Origin of the sequence: Virgibacillus sp. CM-4, from assembly GCF_000445495.1 — a bacterium.
GTDB lineage: Bacteria > Bacillota > Bacilli > Bacillales > Amphibacillaceae > Virgibacillus > Virgibacillus salexigens.
In genome coordinates this window covers 351920-373768 of sequence record NZ_AUQA01000007.1, presented here as the reverse complement: position 1 = coordinate 373768, position 21849 = coordinate 351920, and the positions used below count along the sequence as shown (strand labels likewise).

Genomic DNA, 21849 nt, shown 5'->3' with positions numbered 1-21849 from the left:
CTCGTCTTTCAGACCTGCTACATGCTATAATGAAAAATTGAACAATAACAAGTCGTTGGAGGTAACATGCTTACATTTGAAGAAAAACTAAAAATTATTGAATCTTTTCCTGCGTTAACACGTCATCATGTGTCGCTTGGTCGAGTGAATTTTCATTATGAAGGGAGTGTGATGGATAAGCAGATTGTTGTCTATCGTCTACATCCAAATGGAAATGGGTTTGTTTATGCAGGAATGATTAGTGAAGAATATCCAATGGACGCTAAAGGGATGGTTAATATTCGTAATTTCAGCGAACAGGAACTGCGTCATATTATCCAACAATCGATTGATTCACTTTCGGAAGCCGAACCGTTTACAGAAACATGGGTAAATAGAGAAGAACAAACTCTTTCCTTGGTACATGACTTTGATTTGTGGAATGTGTATGCTGGTGATATGCTTGATGGAACGTTTGAGACATACAGAAGCGCTGCAGATCACTTACAACAAGAAGGATTTGTACGATTAGCGGATAAAGAGAAAGAGTAGAGCTTCTATACCTCTTATTCTTTATAAACCGATTAAGTTGATGAAAAACTCACTCCTTCGGGAATAGGCTTTATGAATAGTTAGATCCTGTTAAGGTTATAGTTATTTTACGCAAAGAATAGAACTTCCATAAAATTGGAAGTTCTATTCTTGTATAGTGATATTTGCACCCATTGTTTGAAGAACCAATTTTTTATTCTATCATCCCAATATTAACGACCCCTTTTTTCCTCCCAGAGTCTTATACGTTCTTCATGACTCACTACTTTATGGATTTGGTGAAGCATCCATACATATCCAAAAGCATCCATAAATATTGCATTTGATACTCCGTAGTCAGGTAGCTCCGTGACCGGTTGTATCTCCGTGCACTCCAAATCTATTGCCTTTGTATACGTTTCATTGATGTCAGGAACAGAGACATTGAACCAAATTGTTTTTGGGTCATCTTGGGTTGGTGCAATCAATTGAAATTCAGCATTTTCATCCAACATGTGAAAGCGTACACCGTAAAGGCTAAAAATTACTTCGTTTTCACCTTTGGGTAAATCTGAAACCTCAACACGTTCAATGTCAAATATCTTTTCGTATAATTCCAATGCTTTTAAACTATCTTTAACAACCATATCAATTTCTACGCCAACCAATATGAGCACACTCTCCTTTTATAAGTGAATTCTTTACTTTACCATTTTTTCTAGCTTGTCACTTAGAGTATACCAATAATACGATACTAATAAAACGATTATAATAGCGTGACCTCATCTGTATGCTAATAAGCAGAATTCTACTGAAACGAGCACATTCAGAAAGACTAATCCTCATTTGGCAGTATCGTCCCACCAACGAGAAGTTTTTATTACTTATTCTTTGCTCTCACATTTGTTTGCCAAGCTTTATCTTCATCGATCATTTTTTTAGCTGCATAAATGGTTAGTAACTGAATTGCAATTATCGGTATTCCCATCAAACCTGAGACGACTTCTAATGGTGCTAAACCACCGATTCTCATTAAAATAAGTGATAACACAGCGATTACCGCAGCTACAATAATCCGAAGATGCTTTGATGGCTCTGCTTTACTCATATTTTCAGTACCCGCATAGGAAGCAATCGTATAAGTAGTTGAATCTAGTGTTGTGGTTAAGAAAATCATTGCGATGACAATAAACAACACTAGAATAATATTCGATAATGGCAATGATGTTAAAATTGCCGGGATCGCTGTCATTGCACCTTGATTAGAGACGATATCTAACACCGGCACTTCACCCGATTGATAGCTGTGTATACCAAGACCACCAAGAACACCAGTCGCAATCCAAGAAATACATGTTGGTGCCATAAGGTATGTTAAAATCATCTCTTTAATCGTTCTACCACGAGAGATTTTTGCTGCAAAAACACTATGCAACATTGCCCATGTCGCATTATAAGCAAACCAGAATATAGTATGACTTTCAATATGGGAGGATTCCCCAGGATTTAAAGCATTTGTATGAAATGACATATCAATATAATGCGATAATAAAAAACCAACACTGTCTGTAAAGTAATTAAGAATAAAAACTCCTGGACCTACAAACATAATAAATAAAGCAAATGCCCCAGCTAGATACATATTCAATGTACTTAATCGTTTTATTCCACGCTCAATTCCTAAATAGGCACTTATTGAAAATAAAAATACCCATACAATGGTCACAATCAAGGTTAATCCGAAAGTTAATTCGACATTTAATAATTCAGCCAGATTATATGTCACAATAGGCGCACCCAATCCTAAGGTCACTGCTGCTCCTGCTAAAATACTAATGAGAAAAATAATATCTAAAATTTTTCCACCTAGACCATCTGTAAAGCGATCGCCAAAGATGGAACGACATGCTTCAGAGATACGCATAAGTGGACGTTTTTTCACGTGCAAAATATACCCCATTGCTGGAGCAGCCATAACAAAAACAGCAAATACTTGGAAACTCCACAGAAACATACTATACGAATTCCCCCATAATAATGCTTCTGTCGATTGCGGTTCTACACCAAAAGGTGGATCAACTGCAACATTTGCCCATTGAATTATGCCTGTACGCATAATGGTGGATCCTAATCCCATCGCAATTAAAATAGAAGCATATTCAAACAAAGTAAACCGTGGTTTTTCCGTAGGATCACCTAATACAACTTTTCCATATTTTGAAAATGAAAGGTAGAGTCCAGCTCCTAGTAAAATAAGCCCATACCAGAGATATCCCCAACTAAATACGTCTACAAGTTTATCAAAAATAGTATTTAATAATTGCAGCGATTCGTCTTCATACATGGATAATGGAATGCTGATTGCAATAATAATAATAAGTGCAGGGGCAAAAATCTTGTGATCAATTAGTTTTCGTTTTCTCGATTCTTTTCCTGTTTCATTCACATCAATTACCTCCAAGATGATTAATACATTTTTTGTAATACCACATTAAAAATCATTGTAAACGTAATTGAAAGTTGATTTAACTAAAAGTGACACCTATTTTCATAGGTGTCATTCCTCTACTTCAGTATGTAGATAAAGTAGTTACATTGGAATAATATGTGTGTAAATATCAACAGAATCAATGGATGCTGAAACCTCCCCTGCATGCAAAATGATTCCAACTGACGCTTATTCCCATTTTCTCGTTTCCAACTCTTCTGCAACTTGAATTACAGGTTCGTCCCAGGGATGATTCGGATAGATCCCTTCTTCAATTATACTCACTAGTAATGGTTGTTCTCTAGGAATAGAAAACTCTAAGCGTATGGATGTTAGCTTTGTTGTCGCACCAATATCACCTTGTGTCGGTATTGCATCCTCAGATGGAGCGAACTGTTCTGCCCCACCATTTGAATGCCACATGACTTGTTGATAATTTCCGTAACGCAACGAATCAACCTGCAGAATACCCTCCATCACTTTTTGTAAATATTCAGGTGGCACATAGGTTTTAATCCGATAAATGGGTACTAATTTTATTTCCATCGACCCCCTATTCCAAGAATTATATGTAACCTAAGCTTAGCTTCTACTTCTTACGTACCTATATACCTTTTCCACCAACAGGCTTAAATGTAGTGATTCTCTCTATTTCATGAATGTAAGGCTTTGCGTTTTGAATTAATTTTTGGGTTGCTCCCATAGACAGGGAAGTACGATGCGCTTTATTGTTAATCCATACTTCATATACGTAAATGTCCTCGGTATTCTCTTCAGACAGACCCACCTCATATAAAATACATTCGTTTAATTCCTTCATTGTACTCGCAGCATCTATGAAGTATTCTGCTAATACCTCTCTTTTTCCGGCTACAGCTGTAAATTTATTAATTAAGCCAAATTCACTCAACATTTCTCCTCCTTTACAATCCTTCTCACTTAAGTATTCGACGATTGTTCCCTTTTCCCCTCCCTATCTAACCAACACCTAGTTTTACTTAAAATTACTTATAAATAATTACAAACACTTATTAATAATGTATAATGACTGATAGGTGGTGATTTACTTGTATCAGGAAGAACGATTAGTCTCGATAATCGAGTTTCTTAAACAGCATAATCGCATTTCTGTAGACCAAATATGCTCTTTATTTCATGTTTCAAGAGACACTGCAAGAAGGGATCTCGTCCGCTTGGAAGAAGAGAAAGCAATTTTACGTACTCGAGGTGGTGCCATTCTTCCATCTTATCGTGACGAAATTAAGAGTTATTCAAATCGCTTAAACTTCGTATCAGAAGAAAAAAAAAGGATTGGCAGAACAGCTGCCAAATTAATTTTTCCCAGTGATCGAGTCATATTAGATGCATCAACCACCGTACAATCCTGTGCCGAGCAGTTAGAGAATTTGAACTGTACGATTATTACAAATTCAATTAATCAAGCAGAAGTGCTATCAAACAAATCAAAATTAAACATTCATCTACTCGGAGGGACACTGGAAAAGGATCATCGGTATCTCTATGGTTCTACGGTTATTGATAAACTATCCGAGTACCTTGTTGATAAGGTTTTTATTGGTGTTGTTGGTATATCAGAACATGGTTTAACCATTGCTCATGAGGAGGACGGTGTTGTTAAAAGAAAAATGATGGAACAGGCAAAACAGGTGATTGTGTTAGCCGATCGCACCAAATTAGGAATTACCGATTTTTACCGGTTTGCTGATTTACAAGACATTGATATTTTAATTACCGATCAAATCCCGCCCCCATCGTTTCGAGACTTATTAATTAAATATAAAGTAGAATTACTAACTGCGAATTAACAAGATGAAGGGAATGACTAAATTGACAAAATTAATCGCAATTGACTTAGATGGCACGCTACTTAATGAAAAGCAGCAGATAAGCGAAAAAAATTTAGAGGCAATTTCATTCGCACAGTCTCAAGGCAGTGAAGTAGTTATTGCTACCGGGCGTGCCCAATTTGATGTTCAAACGCTCTTTGAACATACAAACTTCCGGCCATGGATTATTGGTGCAAATGGTGCAACCATTCATCAGCCAGATGGTGCAGTATTTCATTCTGTACCAATCGACAAACAAGTTGCGTTAAACAGTCTAGCTTGGCTAGAAAAGCATAACTTTTATTATGAAATTTTTAGTAATAGCGCGATTTACACACCAGAGAACGGAAGAGATTTACTGGCAATTGAAGTGGATAGAATTAAAAGTGCAAATCCAGATATAGATGTTGACCAATTATCCGATGCTGCGAACAAACAATTTAGTCAAACTGGTTTTTCTTTTATTCCAACTTATAAAGAACTAGAAAATAAGGATATAAATATCTATAACATTTTAGTGTTTTCCTTCTTTCAAGATAGATTATTAAAAGGTAGGGAGTATTTTAAACAATTTGAGGACATGTCCATTGTTTCTTCAGCTGATCATAATTTTGAACTAGAACATAAGCATGCATCCAAAGGGCAAGCTTTAGAACTACTTGCTAACCATTTTCAACTTAATCTAACTGACACAGCTGCAGTGGGCGACAGTTTCAACGACTTGTCCATGTTACGTATCGCGGGCAAAAGTGCAGCAATGGAAAATGCACCACAAGCAATTAAAGAGGCTTGTCAACAAGTAACCTTATCAAATACAGAAAATGGCGTTGCCCATTTTATTTTCTCTTTGATGAAATAACTAGTATACCCCGCTTGGCGTGACGTAATTTGGCGGCGTGACAAGTTAGGTATACTGGAAATAAATAGATTACTGGCAAGATAAAAAGAGCTGATCGGCAGCACCTGACCGATCAGCTCTTTTTAAATTTTAAGTGGCTAGCCACCGATTCGCTTGTGCTTTATTTTCCGGGAGAAAATGTTCCATTGAAATACTTGGGATCAGTCCCTCTAACTTCGCTCCCTTCTCGATCCATTTCTTATCACTAACTACCGCTATCTTATTAATATCGCGCGTATATTTCATTAGTTTTAAGTCTTCCAGTAATCCTTTCAAGGAAATCCCTTCCCAATCATTATAAACCATTAGAATATTCACTTTATCATGATGCTGTCTTTTTAATAAGAAGAACTCTTCAAAGTTATGAATATCTTCTTCTGTCACTTTTCCTTGTATTTCAATTTCAATCGCATTCTCGAATTCTGCTGGAGTCATTTTAATCATTTTTGAATCTCTCCTTCTATCTAGCTTGGTATCTATTTTTTTCCCAGAAAACGAAGACATCAAACATAGACAACTTAAAGGAAAGCATATTCATTTTTTGCATGCGGATGAAAATTAATCATTTAGTTGTTCCTATCATATAATTGAATATAGTGGATAATAAGAAAACCGTGAACGTTATCTTATATGTGATGCCTTTCGCCTTAAATACCTCCCTAGCAGATAAAATAGCACCAATAAGGCTAATAGTCACCATAACCATACTTATCAGATACGTAATTACATCACATTTACTCTTCCCCAATATTTGTAGTAAAGAGACGGAAAGGAAAATTAAATTCTAACACTTTGCCCCTAACTAAAGTCTGCCTACTCCAAATTAAACCCTTCAGTCATATCTCCTCGAATTGGTTCCCTATCTTGGGTTAAACGTATCCGTATTGACGTTGCTTCTTGCAGCTCTTCATTGTCTGCAACATGATAATGAATATGCGGCTCACTCGAATTACCAGAGTTACCAACCAAACCAACTACCTCTCCAGAAAATACTTCGTCTCCTTCCTGCACCATTAGACTGCCTTCCTGAAGATGTGCGATAAAACTGTATTCATTGTTTTCATGCTCAATAACCACATGATTCCCTAATGGTTGTTCCGTATTCGTGTCGATGGTAGGTGTATTATCTGGAATCGTATTTTCACTGGAAACAATGACCCCATCAAAAGGTGCAACGGCTTTTTTGCCAAAGGCATGGTAATTTTTATTTTTAGTCGGATCCCCTTTAAACGTTGTACCCTCTTGTTGAATAACTAAATCATATGCATATCGTTGTGATACAGTAGCATAATGATAGTTGACGAGTTCATTGGTTCCACCCCAGAAAACAAGCCATTCTCCCTCCATTGGCAACTGGTACGTATTTTCGGTATATTGATTATCTGTATCCTTATTTGATGTAAGTGGCATTACTTGTAATCCTTCAATAGTATGATCCTCAGCAAAAATTCCTCGCAACCCTTTATTACCTTTCGTATTTCTCCATAAATATTCTGACATTCCTTGTAATGGCATCGTTGAAACAAGCGAGTAATTACGTATATCTTTATGGAACGCTTCTGTAGTTTGAACGAATTCCTTTAAAGTCAATTGTGATTGAAAACCTTCGCTAGTCTGATTATAAATTTTTTCAAAATCTCCAGCTAAGAAAGCGTCGGGGAGATCTTTTGGAGGAATGGTTGCTTCATTAGAAGAATCGCTTTTATCGTCTTCCTTATTATTTTTTCCTGAACATGCAATGAGTCCTATGACTATCAGCAACAACAGGATCGACAACTTTACATACATTTTCATCTCTACAATCCCCTTTCGTGATAACCTATTATAATTACGGAAATGAAGGAGATTGGGTTTCATATAATTTTAATTATTCAATCATCTATAGCCTAACCCCTTTTATTAGACAAGCTCACTTGTTTATGTAAGAATATGTTTGTTTATATCAACCTTTACTATGGAGGACATCATGAGTAATTTGAGCAATCGAAATAAAGGAATTATTTTATTACTATTTAGTGCCTTTGGCTTTTCAATGATGGCAGCTTTTGTAAAACTATCTGGAGATGTACCAACTGTTCAAAAGACTTTTTTCCGAAACGCCATTTCGATGATTATCGCTTTTGGTTTCGTTAAATATTACAAAGAACGTCTTTTTGGTAGAAAAGAGAATCAAAAAATACTATTACTTCGGTCAAGTTTAGGTGCAATTGGTATTGTTTTATATTTTTACGCTATCGACCATCTCGTTTTATCAGATGCGGATATGTTAAATAAGCTAAGCCCATTCCTTACCATCATCTTTGCAGCAATTTTCTTAAAGGAAAGGACAAGGGTATTCCAAGTTGTCGCGATTATTATTGCTTTTATTGGTACGTTATTTATAATTAAACCCGAATTCTCCTTAGATACCGTTCCGTACTTAGCAGGTTTCCTATCAGCAGTATTTGCCGCGGGAGCTTACACGGTATTACGTGTTCTCGGAAGTAAAGAACAATACTATACCGTAGTCTTTTATTTCTCTTTCTTTACAACAATGATCTTGCTCCCATTCGTGATTTTGTTTTATCAAACCATGTCATGGCAACAATGGGTTTATTTACTAGCAGCTGGGGTTTTCGCAACCGTTGGTCAATTTGGCATTACCATTGCGTATAAGTACGCACCCGCTAAAGAAATATCGATCTTTTTCTATTCAACAGTTGTATATTCAGCATTAATTAGTATTATTCTCTTTGATCAAATTCCGGACATATTAAGTATTATCGGTTATGTTATCATCTTTGGTGCATCTTTCTATATGTTTATGAAAAATAACAAGAATGACCACAACAGTGAACAAAAGGCCTGAAATAGGTCATACTTTTTGCGAACATGCCCTCGGTAAGTTCAGATACCTAAATATGGAATACAAAAACGAGACCCTTCGTGTCTCGTTTTTGTATAGATAGTGTAAGTGATCATTTGCTCAAGGAATTTTTTCGCTTATAACTAAAGATTCTTCCACCATTGTTTAATGTATCATCTATCTAACATAACAAATATAATTGCTAATGCTAGACTAACGAAAAAAGAAGTCACCCAGTGCTTTTTCTCTGTAGTTTTTAAAAGGATATTTAAAATAGAACTAATACACATGCAAATAACAAATACGAAAACAATCATCATACCGTTCATTATAACACCCGTGCCTTTCAAATTCGTTAAATTTAAGTTAAACAAGCACCTCTACGAGTACACTGTTAACTATCAGCAATAGCATTTTCGTTTTTAATGATTTGTTCTATGTCGCTTAATTCCCAGGAGGTATATCTATGTTGATCTTGATCAATTACTCTTTCAAAAAAGTGGTATAACTGATTCTCGTCTGTACAGACATTTACATTTTCATCACTGGAGTAATTAATTACTCGATTCTCTTTGCCAGCTGGATAACCATAGTACACGATTGGAGTCACAAAATTATATTTTTCATTTTTTTTATGAAGAAGCTCTTTTAATTGTAGAGCTGATTTCATCACTTGTGATGCTGGATCCCCGTATGAGACTACCTTCACTTCTGTTTTGTCATCTATTTCTTTATCTCTGTTATCGATTCTTTTTAAGACAAGTGTTTTTTCTTTTATCAACTCTTTTGCAGTGAACATTGCTTCTAAAACAGGCGACAGACGATCTTCTCCTTGATAGGAAACGCCGTGTAAAATCGTACCTGACCAATATTTCGTTTCAATAATGTAAACCCCTGTAGGTAATAAAACGACATGATCCATTTGCCTCGTACGTATATTTCCATTCACCCAAAATGGAACAAACAGGTTACCTAATAAGATCATTTCCTCTTGATTAATTAACCCCTGCTGTATTAGATCTTTTTTTATTTTAACAAGCAGCTTATGCGTTTGTACCTCGCCTCTATTAATTGAGAAGTTTTCAAGCATGTGTATATAACGATCTTTCTTATAGATTTCTTCAGCAAATATTTCATTCTTTCTATCCATTTCACTCTCATGTTTATCTATTAATTGCTGCTGCATCGTTTCAAATTCCATTTGATGCATCTGTGCAGTTCGCTCCATCGTTGCTGCCGCTTGGGACTGGCTCTCTGCTAACTCTTCAAAATATCTTTTATTCTGTTTCTTCTGTTTAACAATCATATATATACAAAGGGCTAATAATAAGACAATAAGGGTGATGTAAATTACTTCCAAATCCTTAGCTCTCCTTTCATAGTAACTATACGACAAAATAAACATTTTTCCTGTTAGGTGAATATTGAATTCTATTAATTAATCGCTAGATAATTAATTATACCTACTTTTACAACTAATTGGAAATTGCATGAACAAGACAGCAATACCTTATTCTACTTATAAAACTTTATCCTGTTTTTAGCAACAACCTCTGTTTGGCAAATTATTCTCGCGTTTGTTATTTTATTCATTGGGCAAACCATGGTGACCACGCCCTTACAAACGAATGCACTTAATCAGTTACCGCGTGAGTTATTTGCGGATGGATCAGCCGCTATGAATACATTAAATCAAGTAGCTGGAGCATGTGGTACAGCAATAGCAATTACGATATTTACAGCAGGTCAACATAATTTTGCTATTGATTTTCCAGCCGCTTCTCAACTAGAAATATTAGCTGCTGGAATTAAATATGCCTTCTATTTTATTACAGGCACAGGCATTTCGATTATTGGACTTATCTGCTCTTTCTTTGTAAAAAAGGATAATAAAGAGGCAGACAAAGTTATTTTGAACACTAAAAAGCCTGTTTAATAAATAAAGGAGGGGACAACGCCCTCCTTTTTATTCATTCTCTACATATATCTTAAATTCCCAAAAATATGTTAAATGGAAGCTTGCTAAAAAAGATGCTCCTCTTTATTGGATAGTTCTATCCAATAGGGATAAAGCAACATTATTAAAGGAATAGAAAGCAACAACAGGATTAAATAAAAGGTAGATGGACCGAACAAAATATTCATTATAAACACAAATGTTAATACGGCCATAGTAATCAGCATGGATCTTTTTCTTGAATGAGAGGTTACATATTGCTTCCGTCCACAATACGAACAATACATTCCGGTATCTAGTGTAAAAGATTTCTTAAACACTTGCTTCCACGTCCATTTACTTTTACAATTCTGACAAGTTGCCAATGTACTCTCCCTTTCTATCATCGTAGATGTAAATATATCGATATTAAGTTTAATTATCCATTCTCATTTAACTATGATACTTTAATTTTTCTAACTGATTGCATTAGTAAAAAGATACCCCAATACACCACCACTGAACATAGTAAATAGAGCCCACAAAGCTAACTTTTTATTGGGAGTGTTTTTTGTTTGTGCTGCTTTTATTAATGTGATGAACAAAATAAGGCACATGAACATATAGATCCCTATTAAACCAAAAAGGACAGCATGCATGATTTAAGCTCCTTTTCCAAATTTAGTAGCTTATTGCTTAGCGAGGAAAAAATTCCATTTGTTCAGAGCAAGGAGTATACCCATTTTTCTGATAAAAATGATTACTATCCTCACTTGGCCATACCATAATAAACTCAAAATTATTTTTCTTCGACCACTTATTTACCACTTGAAGTAATTTACTTCCAATCCCCTTATTTCTATACTTAGGTATTGTATATACATTTGTCATATATGCAAAAGGATATGTTATTCTTCCAGGGCGAGGTACTTTATCTATTAATTCTATATAAATATGTGAAACAATTTCCTCATTAACTTCCGCAATCCAAATGAACCATTGATCATTGTTAATAAGAGCCTTTTCTAAAAAAGAGTGACACTCCATTTCAAATGCACGAAAAGACGAATCTCCCTTACTTTTATCATACTCAACAGTAAAATCCCATCTCATTTTTATTAATTGTTTTATATCTTCCACTTCAGCAAGCCTTACTTTCATTCGATATCCCATCTCCATATCGTTTGTTAGAAGCACTTAAAAATATTTTTTATTAGGAATAGTATAACAAATAATCGATTATGTTTGTTTCAATTATTTAACTATCTTGTAAAAAGTTCCTATATACATTAAGATCAACTTATAAATAAGGAGGGACTTTGTATTATGGATACGGTGTGGATGGTTTTCGCAATCATTGCTTTTGTCTTTTCTCTATCCAATATATCTGAAACCAAAAGGTTAAAAGAGCGAATAAAGAAACTAGAAGAAAAAGCGTAGTATCCTGCGCTAATAAAAACTGATAGATACTAATTGACAGTATAATGATTTAGAAGGTATATTAATAGAGTATCTAATCTTTTCATATTTATGATTCCGTAGCTCAGCAGGGAGAGCGCCACCTTGACAGGTTCTATACGGAATTTCACGATTATATTCGTACACAATACGCGGCAAGACGTTATTATGACAACGTTTTGGCGTTTTTTATATTTCGTTGACATTACGTTGACTTAAACGCAAAGTAGCGGTGTTAATATCGGGTTTACTCACACGCATCTCCAAAATATGGGGGTGCTTTTTCTATGGATTTAGACGATTTATTTAAAGTTTTTTTATCAATTAAAACAGCCGAGGGAAGAGCTAAGTCAACAATCCAACAATATAAGGACAACTATAAGTATTTTACCGCTTTTCTCGAGAAACAAAACATTGAAAAATCGTTAAATGAACTTAATCGGACGATTTTCAGAAAGTATATTACTTATATGCGTGAGGAAGTAACTAAATTCGAAGATCACAAGTATAAAACAGAAACACAACGCACAAAAGGACTCTCACCTTTAACAATTAATACAAGACTTAAAACACTTCGTGTGATGTTTCAATGCTTATTTGAGGAAGAGATTATCTCATTTAATCCGATATTAGGTGTTAAGAACGTACCCAACCCCCAAGAGAACATCGAAATTTTAACAATTGAAGAACTTAGGAGTCTCTTAAAATCTCCTAATAAATCAACTTATGCAGGTTTTAGAGATCATACCCTAATGCATGTTTTGATTGACGGTATGTCTAGGATTAGTGAATCAATCAAACTAAAAGAATCAGATTTTGATTTCAAGCATAATACCGCAACCATAAGAGCAAGTGTTGCAAAAAATAGGAAATCACGTACTTTACCGTTAAAGCCATTAACAATGAGATTAGTAAGAAAACTAATCGATACTAATTCAGATTTCAGTACTGAGTATGTTTTTTTAACAAATTATGGCGAACCGATTAGTCGAGATCATTTTAGAAAACGATTGTATGAGTATGCAGACCAAGCAAAGATAAAAAAGAAAGTTCATCCGCATTTATTGAGGCACTCTGCAGCTACTGCTTTTTTAGAAGATGGTGGAGATATTCGTCATTTGCAGATGTTACTCGGTCACTCAGATTTGAGGATGGTTGTCAGATATACTCACCTATCTAATAAAGCGCTACAAAATCAGCATGCAAAACATTCGGCAATTAATAAAGTAGCCAATAAGTTAAGTAGACCTAGAAAAACAAAACTATAAAAAAAGAGACGCACTCACGAATAAACGTGATATACGACTCCTTACCCTACAGTTAGTATATCGAAAAAAGTGGATATTCGCAAGGTTTATTTGTCGTACCCTTTCAACCGAACGTATATTCTGTGTATGCGCCTCTATCGGAGGTTAGAAACGACAATGCACTATTTATCCGACTATTCAACGTTTGATAACACGCAAGAACTTAATTACCACATCAAGCAACACGAGCAATATAACACGGACCAACTAACCGCAACTATGCGAACGGTACTTCGTTTCATTGCGAGGTACAGTGTCAAGTACGCAGGTGCAGCGCATTTAAAGGTTGCGACAATCGCGGAATCTATCGACAAGTCAGATCGTACTGTACGGCGTGTATTAAAGTGCCTTGAAACGCTCGGTATAATTAAACGGATAGGCATGACACGCCCGAAAAGTGGCGGAGTTGGTGCGAATATTATTCAATTATTGCCATTCGTGTCAGATCGTTTGTCAGAGCGTGAGGTAGACGAGAAATTAAGCGAGCAAAGGGAAAGCTGTAGTAAATCCGGAAATGAACCTTGCAATAAGCGTTATTTAAAAGATTACGTACTAGAGACTATAGAAGCCGTCGCAGTACGCAACAACATTCCTCGACCACTTTACGAAATATTATCGCCGTTCTTCTACGGAGAGGAACTACGCAAATATGTCGGAATAGTGTTTCGCGGGAAATATCATCCACACGCAAAGGTACGTATAGAATCGCATATAGAGGCTTTTAAGGCGTGTATTGTCGATTGCATTAGAAGGTACAAGCTAGGACATATACGCCATTTAGACGGCTATCTGTACGCGTCTATACGCAAGTTAAGTCGAAGTTTATTTTTGCATGATTGTGTAGTGTTCTAGCGTCTTACTCGTCCTTTTTGTACTTGTACAAATCATCAACTGACACACCTAATATGTCCGCCAACATAAATAAGTGTTTTGCATTAGGGTATGTTCTTCCTTTAACCCAACTCGTCATTGTATTTGCAGTTACGCCTAGTTGATTCTGTATGTACTCCCTTTTATATGGCGACTTTTTTATGTGTTCTTCGATATGATTTTGTAGCATGTTAATCCTCTCAATCACAATTAATTTGTATTCAGCCTAATGATTTTTTGTGATAGACACGCATTATTTTATTAACTTAACTATAGTATATAGTGTATCGCAAAATCGGAATAGTTAAAATACTTGTACATATATTATCTTATCAACTAATACCTATTTCAATCTGCTATTCCAGGCGGGAATACCTAAAAGAACACCTGAAGGATCAGAAAAAAGAATAGGAGGAGGAATATCTATGCTTACTAACTGGACGTATAAGAAACGCCTGTCCGTCATCTTCCGTCGCACGAACTTTCTGCGAGAGTATCGCGATTTCCTAGGCAACTTAAAGGAAACTCAACCGCGTTATCTACAGACGAACAAAGAAACGCTATACACGGAGTATGTCTATTCTATTCCATTCGGAAAGGTATTAACGGACTCACTTGAGAAAGCGATTGTCGGGGCATTTGACCGCGTATGTAAGGTTAAAAGCGTAGGCGGCCGATTATACGTACGTATTTATAAGTATAAACTACCTGATCACGTCGCCTACGAGCAATTAAAGGAAATTAACGTAGATACTAAATACACCGTGCCTATCGGTTTAACTCTCGATGATCTAATTCTCCATAATTTCGACGTAACACCGCATATGACAGTAGCAGGAGCGACTAGACAAGGTAAGACGGTGTTTCTAAAGAATGTGTTAACGTATTTATGCGAAAATAACCCTACGGAGGATATTCGCTTGTACCTAATCGATCTCAAAGGTGGGCTCGAGTTTGGGCGATATGCGGATCTAAAACAGACAGTTCGAGTCGCAAGTAATGCTTGTGAGACTGCGAAATTGCTAGAGGAAGTCCAATCGGAAATGAATCGCAATATGTCCGTATTTAGAAAGCTTGGTTATACAAATATCGTGGATACGCCAATTAAGACACGTACATTTGTTATCGTCGATGAAGCTGCGCAACTATCCTCGGAACCATTTATGCAACAGGAAACTAAGGAACAACTCGGCTATTGTCAACATGCTTTATCAGAAATAACTCGTATCGGTGGAGCGTTAGGATACCGTTTAGTATTCGCTACTCAATACCCTACGTCCGACACGTTACCTCGCCAAATCAAACAGAACGCAGACGCGAAGTTGAGTTTCCGTTTAACGACCGAAGTTGCATCGCGTGTTGCACTCGACGAACAAGGTGCGGAGAAATTAACGGTGCCTGGACGTGCAATTTATCGGACTATTGATAAAGTCGAGGTACAAGTGCCGTATATAAGCGATAAAGAATCGGAGGAGAGACTGGCGAAATTTAAGGAGGTCGATCAACGTGACGGTGCATCATACGATAAAGTTTCAAGAACGGACGATGACGATCCTCTCCAAACTGGATGAGTTGGCGGTTGCTGACGGCAGGCAATTGCAGGAGATATGTGCGCTCGGAGGTAAACGAAATACTAATCGGATACTTGCTCGTATTGAATCGGAGGGGTATTTGCGATCATTCCGTCGCCAGCAGAAGGTCTATGTATTATCGAAAAAAGGTCGCGAGGTAATCGGTAGTGAACGTAAAGTATCATCTGGAGGTTATCTCGAACATGCGTTAATGAGGAACGATATATACCTCGCATTAGATAAGCCGAAAGACTGGCGGATAGAATGTCCTGTAACATATACCGGCAAGTATAACCGCAAACAACGTATTATCCCCGACGTCCTTACTACCGTTAAAAGGCGATTAACGTTGATCGAGATTGATCGCACACAGCGTATGCAGGAGAATCGCAAGAAAATCGAGTTATATGCCGATTTACAGGCGCGTTATTATCGGAAAACGATGAAAACTCCGCCTGCTGTGCAGTTTTATACGGTAAGTGACGTTAGGGCGGAAAAGTTGCGGAGGATTGTGCGTGAGGTTAGTGCGATGGATATCGAGGTAATGCGGATATAAAAAAGGCGAACAGTACTTATCACTGTTCGCTAAATTCTTTTTATTTTTGCGCCCAAATGATTCCAAAATGTGAAGTAATGCTACTAAATGCAGTGGCGTTAGTATCTGATAACACCGGATGATTATCAGCAGAAGAGGAAGTTTTACAGTTATGTGCATGAATAGTTGATCCCTGATTTACCCTAAGGTCTTGCCCACTTGCCCCAGTTACAGTAGATTCCGTCACAACAATATTAGAACCTTTTTCAGAATAGACACCGTGACCCAACGATCCAGAGTGATTAATATCTGTTATTGTACATAAAGGTGCAATTATCTCTGATCCTCCGGTTGCATACAGTCCATAAGCATGGCAGTTCGTTACCCTGCCAGAGCCAAAACTTACTTTACCTCCAATATCAGCTACGACTCCATATAAAATACCATTACCAACGGTTGATTCAGAGCCATTTACCTCGCCGTATCTAGTTGCTTTAATACCTTTGTCAGTACAATTTAAAGCAGTTCCTTTAAAGAAATTAACTTTACTGTTTTGATCTGCAATTACTCCGGTTTCACTACCATCAACAACCGCTAACTCAGCGTCTATGATACTCGCGTTGTAAGACATAATCCCTGCTACTCCCGCATTTTTAGCTGATATACCGTTAGCGTTTAATATCCCCGCATCCCTTGCGTATATTCCATACGCTCCAGCATTATCCGCTTGCGCGTCACGCGCATCAACTGAACCAGCATTGGTCGATCGAATCCCATGCCTTCCGCAATTGTTTGCAATCCCGTTTCTAAAAGACAACGATCCCCCCGCAGCGGCTTGCGCTCCGTAAGTTTTCGAATCACTTACATCCGCTCTTTCTGCGTGAATTGTTGCTCCCCACGCAAGTATTCCGGACCATCCTTCCGCTGAATTACCGGCTTGTGATCCATGCGTGAAAATACCATCGTCCGCGAATATTATCGATCCATATCGGCCGTATAAGTTATTTTGGTTCGCGTATTTAAATCCTTTCCCTGCTCTGACTTCAAGGTGGGAATTATTATATACACCTAACCCGTTACGACAGTAGGCTTGACCATTAACTAGTATATTCCAAACTAATCCTCTAGCATTTTTCAATGTTAATAAATCAATATCTACACTAGGGAAAGAAGCTCCAACATTTACTTCCGTATCTGTACTAGTTATTTCGAATTGACTATAATCCCCATTGGATAAAATGATTGGATCATTAAGTTCGTAACCTGACTCCAAATTAATCCTTATCGTAGTTCCTTGATTCGTTCTTCGCTGACTTAAAGTATCGATAGCTATCTGTATATTTTCGAAATCAGACGGTACATTAACTATCAAATCAGCAAACTGTTTTTCCACTCTTTGATTTACTTTGTCATCGATAGTCTGATTAATTTCTGTAATATCTTGCATACTGGCTTTATTTGCTAATTCCGTAGTTAGTCTGCTGTCTAATTCATTTATCGCTGTCGGATCAAACTCTTGTATTAATTCCCAATCAGAACCGTTATATCGATACACCTCTGCTACGCCAGCTCCATTATCACGTACCATAACAGCATCGCCTACATTAGCAGTTGAAGGTAGTTCTGATTTAGTTGCAACAGGTGCTAGCCAATTAATTTTTGCACTATCTATAATTTGTTGAACTGCTTCTTCGGATATGGTCCCAACTATATTATTTAATTTCGTATAAAGTTCTTCAAAATTGTGATTAATGTTGTTTCTTGACTCACGATCCCACAATGTATTTATTTCTTTTTTCCCCAATTAACATATCCCCTTTTTAACATAATAAAAAGGATCAAAACCAAGTTCTGACCCTCAAATTAGATATATTTTACTTACCTTTATGGAAAGTACCTCCCTATACTCGCATCTACCGCATTACCTTCGTTAATTTCTGCGCGTAACCATTCGTTATCAGCCTCGAGATTAACGTTTACTTCGCGCGTTCTTCGTAACTCATCGCGTATCTCCGCTAAAATACCGTTATCAGTACCGCCGCTGTCTCCGTAACTGCCTCGATTTACTTCCGCCTGTAACCTCGCAGTCATTTGCTTGCTTTGTCCGCGGAAGTCTCCGATATCTATTCCGGCAAGTTTCGGCTGTTCTGGCGTTGCTGCTTCCGAAAGGCGTTGCGCCATTTTTGTAACGTTGGATATTTCGTCTTTAATACCTAACGCTAAGCCTTCTCCGAGCATCTTACCAATATCATTACGGAACATTCTTGAAGGTGATTTAATGCCGAAAAATCTTTTTGTAGCAGACTCTACCCGTCCAGCTACGGATTGGGCTGCGCTAACCACATCATCCGCCTTATCTTCAATACCTCGTTTTAATCCGCCTAATAGGTCTTTACCTGCGTCAAACATATCGCCTGCAAAATCTCCGATCCCGTCGAGTAATTTGCCTCCGATTTCCGCCGCAGCATCGCCGATATCCGGAAGCATTTCGAGTAACCCATCGATAAGCTCGCCTATTAACTCGACCCCAGCGTCGAATATATCCGGTAACATATCCATTAGCGCTTTTATCAGTTCGGTAATAAGTTTACCGCCTGCTTCGAGTAATTCGGGCAGTATTTCGATAATCCCATCTATAAGCGCGAAAAGTATCTCAACTCCTGCGTCAAACAACTTCGGTAAATTATCGATGAAAATAGCAACTAGCGCGAATAATATTTCGAGAGCTGCGTCCAATAACGTCGGCAAGATCGAAATAATTCCGTCTATTAGTGCCATTAAAATGTCAACGCCCGCTTGAAGTATGACGGGTAGATTCTCGACGATTACGTCTAAAATCGCCATAATTAACTGTAACGCTGCGTCTAGTAAAGCTGGTAAACTCTGAATAATTCCGTCAATAAGCGAAGTTAAAATGTTGATACCTGCGTCCACTACCCTCGGTAGATTCTCGACCAACGTCTGTATAATCGTCGTGATTAGCGTTATAGCCATCTCGATAATTAACGGTAAATTCGTGATAATCGCATCTATTAACGTCATCAATATTTGAATTCCGGTTTCGATAAGCATCGGCAATAACGTTAATATCGTTTCGACTAGCGTAGTAAATAATTTCGTTGCCGTTTCGATAACCATCGGTAAAGCCGACACAATGCCCTCGATAAGTTTAAGTACCAGCCCTAAGCCAGTCTCGATAAGAACCGGCAATAACTCCGTAAACTTTTCGATTAGCAACGTAATTATTTGCGTCGCTGTATCGATTAGTCCGGGTAAAGCTGCGGTAATCCCTTCGATTAGCTTTACGATAATATCGGTACCTGTTTCGATGGAAGCCGTTAACATCTCGGATAATTTATTGATAAACTGCACGACCATATCGCCCATATTTTCGATCGCTTCCGAGAACTCCATTTCGCCTTTAAATACCTTGATCATATCGGTAACTATGTTCGTTCTGGTTGCGAGGAAAGTTAATCCGCTGACGACCCATCCGATCGGACCCGCTAATCCGCCAAGTAGAATTACTAACGACGTCATAGGTCCGGCTAGATTACGAAGTACATCCGTTACGGTAATTCCGGATTCCTTTAATACGTCTAATCCTTTCGCCGCTAGCTCGCCAAGCGTACCTAATCCAGACAACGCCTTCTCAAACGCGCCGACGGAAAAATCCTTAACCGAATCCGCGAACTCTTGTATCGCTTTCGCAGCCACCGGAAACTTATCCGTAAATGCCTGCGCAAATTCGTCCAGCGATTCTTTAACCGATTTAGCAAGCGAAGCAACGGAGTTAGCTATCGACGTAGCCATGTCGGACGCTTTCGCCTTTATCTTATCGAAGTTTTTCACAGCTACTACGATACCTGCGATTGCGGCCGGAAGTAGCGTGAAGGCTCCTATTAACCCGAGAATGACCTTTCCGACAATTAACGCTGCTCCTCCCAGTCCGCCAAAAGCTATAGAAGCTATGCCGATCGTACCGACTAGCCCACCTAGCGCCATTAAAAGCAAACCGATTCCTGCACCAATTGCAGCTATTACCGGTATAAGTAAAACAGCCGTTGTAATAAACGTTTTCATCGGCTGGCTTGCACCATTAAACCACTCCGCAAACCTTTCAACCGCGGAAATAACCGGGTCTAGTGCATCTAACATGCCACTTAACACGTCCATAAATGGCCCGCCAATTAGTGAAGCTATGTTTTTCACCCTGTTACGTACCATTTTTAGCTTACTTATAAAAGTCTCGTAACGCGTGTTTGCTTCTTTTGTGAGCGCAGTGTTTGCTTTCCAAGCGTTAGAACCGATATTTAACGCGTCAGAAAATAAATCGGACGCTTCACTCGCTCTTAATAGCGTATCTCTAACGCGAATTTCCGAGAAGCCTAAGTCGTCCAATACTTTAGTTGTATTGCCGCCCTCTTTACCGATTTTGCCGAGTCCGGATAAGAAGGTTGTTATAGCCCCCGCCGCGTCATCTTCGAAAGCTGTAGCGAAATCATCGGCTGACATACCGGCAATCTTGGCGAATTTCTGTAACTCCTTGCCTCCGTCCATAACTGCGGTATTCATATTGAGCATGACACGTGAGAATGCACTGCCGCCCATTTCTGCTTCAATTCCAATCGATGATAGTGCTGCGGAAAAGGCTAAAATATCCGATTCTGCAAGATTAACCTGAGAACCTGCTCCGGAAAGTCGTTGTGCCATTGATACGATCTTATCCTCTTGCGTGGCCATATTGTTCCCCAAATCCACAATGACGCTTCCTAAACGGTCTATATCGTCCATCGACATTCCGACTACATTAGCGAATTGAGCTAACGATTGTGCCGCATCTTCGCTAGACAAATTCGTCGTTTCTCCCAAATCGACCATCGTACGGGTGAACTTTAATATGTCGTCGGACTTAACGCCCAACTGTCCCGCAACAGCAGCAACCTCAGCGATACTATTCGCACTTGCCGGGACTTCTTCCGACATATTACGTATTCCTTTAGCTAGCCGTGCGAAATCCGCCTCTGTTCCGTCCACCGTTTTTCTAACTGAAGCGAACGAATCTTCCCACTCTGCGGCTGCCTTAACCGTACTGCCTACGGCTAGAGCGCTACCTGCGGCAATGGCACCGAAACCCGCCGCAATAGTCGAGCCTACGGAGCTTATATTCGATCCGAACTCTTGCATCCTATCCGCAGCTTTTTTTATATTTTTGTCATAATCGGAGATGTCTGCACCTATTCGTACTAATACATCGCCTATCATTTGCCGTCAGTCCTACGCGTGTACTCATTTGCGAGCCTTACCGCGTTGTTCATTTTACGCTTATGTTTGATTTCGTTTGCTTGTGCGCCAGCTTCTAGCGCTTGCCTGAGTTCCGACATAGCCTCGCGAAGCACACTTAAATGTCTTCGGTCTGCCGCAGATAGCCTCAACCGTTTTAACTTTCGCTCACCAGTTGCGACCATTTTCGCCGATTCTTTATATGTCTGTAAGCTCGGTCTGCTTTTAATTTTCTCTGTCGGCCCACCGACGTATTCCGTAATAATGTTCTGTATATCTTGCTTCGTGTGTTTCATTTCTC

The 21849-nt window shown here is 38.2% G+C and carries 22 protein-coding genes; 9 read left to right on the top strand and 13 right to left on the bottom strand.

Annotated elements, in window-relative coordinates:
* Positions 1 to 66: 66 nt before the first annotated feature.
* Positions 67 to 531 (top strand): hypothetical protein, encoded by a 465-nt coding sequence (locus tag M948_RS40695; RefSeq protein WP_021292376.1) that lies wholly within the window; start codon positions 67 to 69, stop codon positions 529 to 531.
* A gap of 212 nt (positions 532 to 743) precedes the next feature.
* Here M948_RS40695 and M948_RS40690 read toward each other — a convergent pair whose 3' ends face one another.
* From M948_RS40690 to M948_RS40675, 4 genes are all read right to left on the bottom strand, one after another.
* Positions 744 to 1178, bottom strand: a complete 435-nt coding sequence (locus M948_RS40690; protein WP_021292375.1) for a hypothetical protein — start codon at positions 1176 to 1178, stop codon at positions 744 to 746.
* A gap of 212 nt (positions 1179 to 1390) precedes the next feature.
* Positions 1391 to 2956, bottom strand: coding sequence for a BCCT family transporter (locus M948_RS40685; RefSeq protein ID WP_021292374.1), 1566 nt, complete (start codon positions 2954 to 2956; stop codon positions 1391 to 1393).
* Between the two features lie 231 nt (positions 2957 to 3187).
* The gene (locus tag M948_RS40680; RefSeq protein WP_021292373.1) at positions 3188 to 3544 is read right to left on the bottom strand and encodes a hypothetical protein; all 357 of its coding nucleotides are present in this window, start codon (positions 3542 to 3544) and stop codon (positions 3188 to 3190) included.
* Between the two features lie 58 nt (positions 3545 to 3602).
* Positions 3603 to 3911, bottom strand: coding sequence for a putative quinol monooxygenase (locus M948_RS40675; RefSeq protein ID WP_081674835.1), 309 nt, complete (start codon positions 3909 to 3911; stop codon positions 3603 to 3605).
* Between the two features lie 154 nt (positions 3912 to 4065).
* On the opposite strand from M948_RS40675, the gene M948_RS40670 reads away from it, so the two are divergent.
* A complete protein-coding gene (locus M948_RS40670) occupies positions 4066 to 4824 on the top strand; it encodes a DeoR/GlpR family DNA-binding transcription regulator (RefSeq protein ID WP_021292371.1) in 759 nt (252 codons plus the stop codon).
* Positions 4825 to 4837: 13 nt separating this feature from the next.
* Positions 4838 to 5704 (top strand): Cof-type HAD-IIB family hydrolase, encoded by an 867-nt coding sequence (locus M948_RS40665; RefSeq protein ID WP_021292370.1) that lies wholly within the window; start codon positions 4838 to 4840, stop codon positions 5702 to 5704.
* A 129-nt stretch (positions 5705 to 5833) separates the two neighbouring features.
* Here M948_RS40665 and M948_RS40660 read toward each other — a convergent pair whose 3' ends face one another.
* Entirely contained in the window at positions 5834 to 6187 is a 354-nt protein-coding gene (locus tag M948_RS40660; RefSeq protein ID WP_021292369.1) for a SpoIIAA family protein, read from the bottom strand.
* 369 nt (positions 6188 to 6556) lie between these two features.
* Complete coding sequence (locus M948_RS40655) at positions 6557 to 7537, bottom strand: M23 family metallopeptidase (protein WP_021292368.1); 981 nt, start codon at positions 7535 to 7537, stop codon at positions 6557 to 6559.
* 181 nt (positions 7538 to 7718) lie between these two features.
* On the opposite strand from M948_RS40655, the gene M948_RS40650 reads away from it, so the two are divergent.
* A complete protein-coding gene (locus tag M948_RS40650; protein ID WP_187370475.1) occupies positions 7719 to 8591 on the top strand; it encodes a DMT family transporter in 873 nt (290 codons plus the stop codon).
* A 391-nt stretch (positions 8592 to 8982) separates the two neighbouring features.
* Here the strand turns inward: M948_RS40650 and M948_RS40645 are convergent, their stop codons facing one another.
* Positions 8983 to 9948 (bottom strand): nuclease-related domain-containing protein, encoded by a 966-nt coding sequence (locus M948_RS40645; RefSeq protein ID WP_021292366.1) that lies wholly within the window; start codon positions 9946 to 9948, stop codon positions 8983 to 8985.
* Positions 9949 to 10191: 243 nt separating this feature from the next.
* Between M948_RS40645 and M948_RS40640 the strand changes: the two genes are divergently transcribed.
* Positions 10192 to 10524, top strand: a complete 333-nt coding sequence (locus M948_RS40640; protein ID WP_021292365.1) for a hypothetical protein — start codon at positions 10192 to 10194, stop codon at positions 10522 to 10524.
* Between the two features lie 86 nt (positions 10525 to 10610).
* Here the strand turns inward: M948_RS40640 and M948_RS44065 are convergent, their stop codons facing one another.
* Positions 10611 to 10931, bottom strand: coding sequence for a TIGR04104 family putative zinc finger protein (locus M948_RS44065; protein WP_074436688.1), 321 nt, complete (start codon positions 10929 to 10931; stop codon positions 10611 to 10613).
* Between the two features lie 289 nt (positions 10932 to 11220).
* On the bottom strand, positions 11221 to 11685 hold the full coding sequence (locus M948_RS40630) for a GNAT family N-acetyltransferase (RefSeq protein ID WP_021292363.1): 465 nt from the start codon (positions 11683 to 11685) through the stop codon (positions 11221 to 11223).
* 584 nt (positions 11686 to 12269) lie between these two features.
* On the opposite strand from M948_RS40630, the gene M948_RS40625 reads away from it, so the two are divergent.
* Both M948_RS40625 and M948_RS44060 read left to right on the top strand, forming a co-directional pair.
* Positions 12270 to 13250, top strand: a complete 981-nt coding sequence (locus tag M948_RS40625; RefSeq protein ID WP_021292361.1) for a tyrosine-type recombinase/integrase — start codon at positions 12270 to 12272, stop codon at positions 13248 to 13250.
* A gap of 126 nt (positions 13251 to 13376) precedes the next feature.
* On the top strand, positions 13377 to 14141 hold the full coding sequence (locus tag M948_RS44060; RefSeq protein ID WP_081674829.1) for a helix-turn-helix domain-containing protein: 765 nt from the start codon (positions 13377 to 13379) through the stop codon (positions 14139 to 14141).
* 4 nt (positions 14142 to 14145) lie between these two features.
* Here M948_RS44060 and M948_RS40615 read toward each other — a convergent pair whose 3' ends face one another.
* A complete protein-coding gene (locus M948_RS40615) occupies positions 14146 to 14349 on the bottom strand; it encodes a helix-turn-helix domain-containing protein (RefSeq protein WP_021292359.1) in 204 nt (67 codons plus the stop codon).
* A gap of 235 nt (positions 14350 to 14584) precedes the next feature.
* Here M948_RS40615 and M948_RS40610 point away from each other — a divergent pair, with 235 nt between their 5' ends.
* Both M948_RS40610 and M948_RS40605 read left to right on the top strand, forming a co-directional pair.
* Positions 14585 to 15730: an FtsK/SpoIIIE domain-containing protein gene (locus tag M948_RS40610; protein ID WP_021292358.1), complete on the top strand. Its 1146-nt coding sequence runs from the start codon at positions 14585 to 14587 to the stop codon at positions 15728 to 15730.
* A 25-nt stretch (positions 15731 to 15755) separates the two neighbouring features.
* Entirely contained in the window at positions 15756 to 16286 is a 531-nt protein-coding gene (locus tag M948_RS40605) for a replication-relaxation family protein (protein ID WP_196806079.1), read from the top strand.
* Positions 16287 to 16326: 40 nt separating this feature from the next.
* Here the strand turns inward: M948_RS40605 and M948_RS40600 are convergent, their stop codons facing one another.
* The 3 genes from M948_RS40600 to M948_RS40595 all read right to left on the bottom strand — a co-directional run bounded on the left by M948_RS40600 (position 16327) and on the right by M948_RS40595 (position 21844).
* Complete coding sequence (locus M948_RS40600; protein ID WP_021292356.1) at positions 16327 to 18069, bottom strand: right-handed parallel beta-helix repeat-containing protein; 1743 nt, start codon at positions 18067 to 18069, stop codon at positions 16327 to 16329.
* A gap of 80 nt (positions 18070 to 18149) precedes the next feature.
* Positions 18150 to 21530 (bottom strand): phage tail tape measure protein, encoded by a 3381-nt coding sequence (locus tag M948_RS42640; protein ID WP_021292355.1) that lies wholly within the window; start codon positions 21528 to 21530, stop codon positions 18150 to 18152.
* Positions 21527 to 21844, bottom strand: coding sequence for a hypothetical protein (locus tag M948_RS40595; RefSeq protein WP_021292354.1), 318 nt, complete (start codon positions 21842 to 21844; stop codon positions 21527 to 21529). The genes M948_RS42640 and M948_RS40595 overlap by 4 nt, the downstream gene beginning before the upstream one ends.
* Positions 21845 to 21849 lie beyond the last annotated feature (5 nt).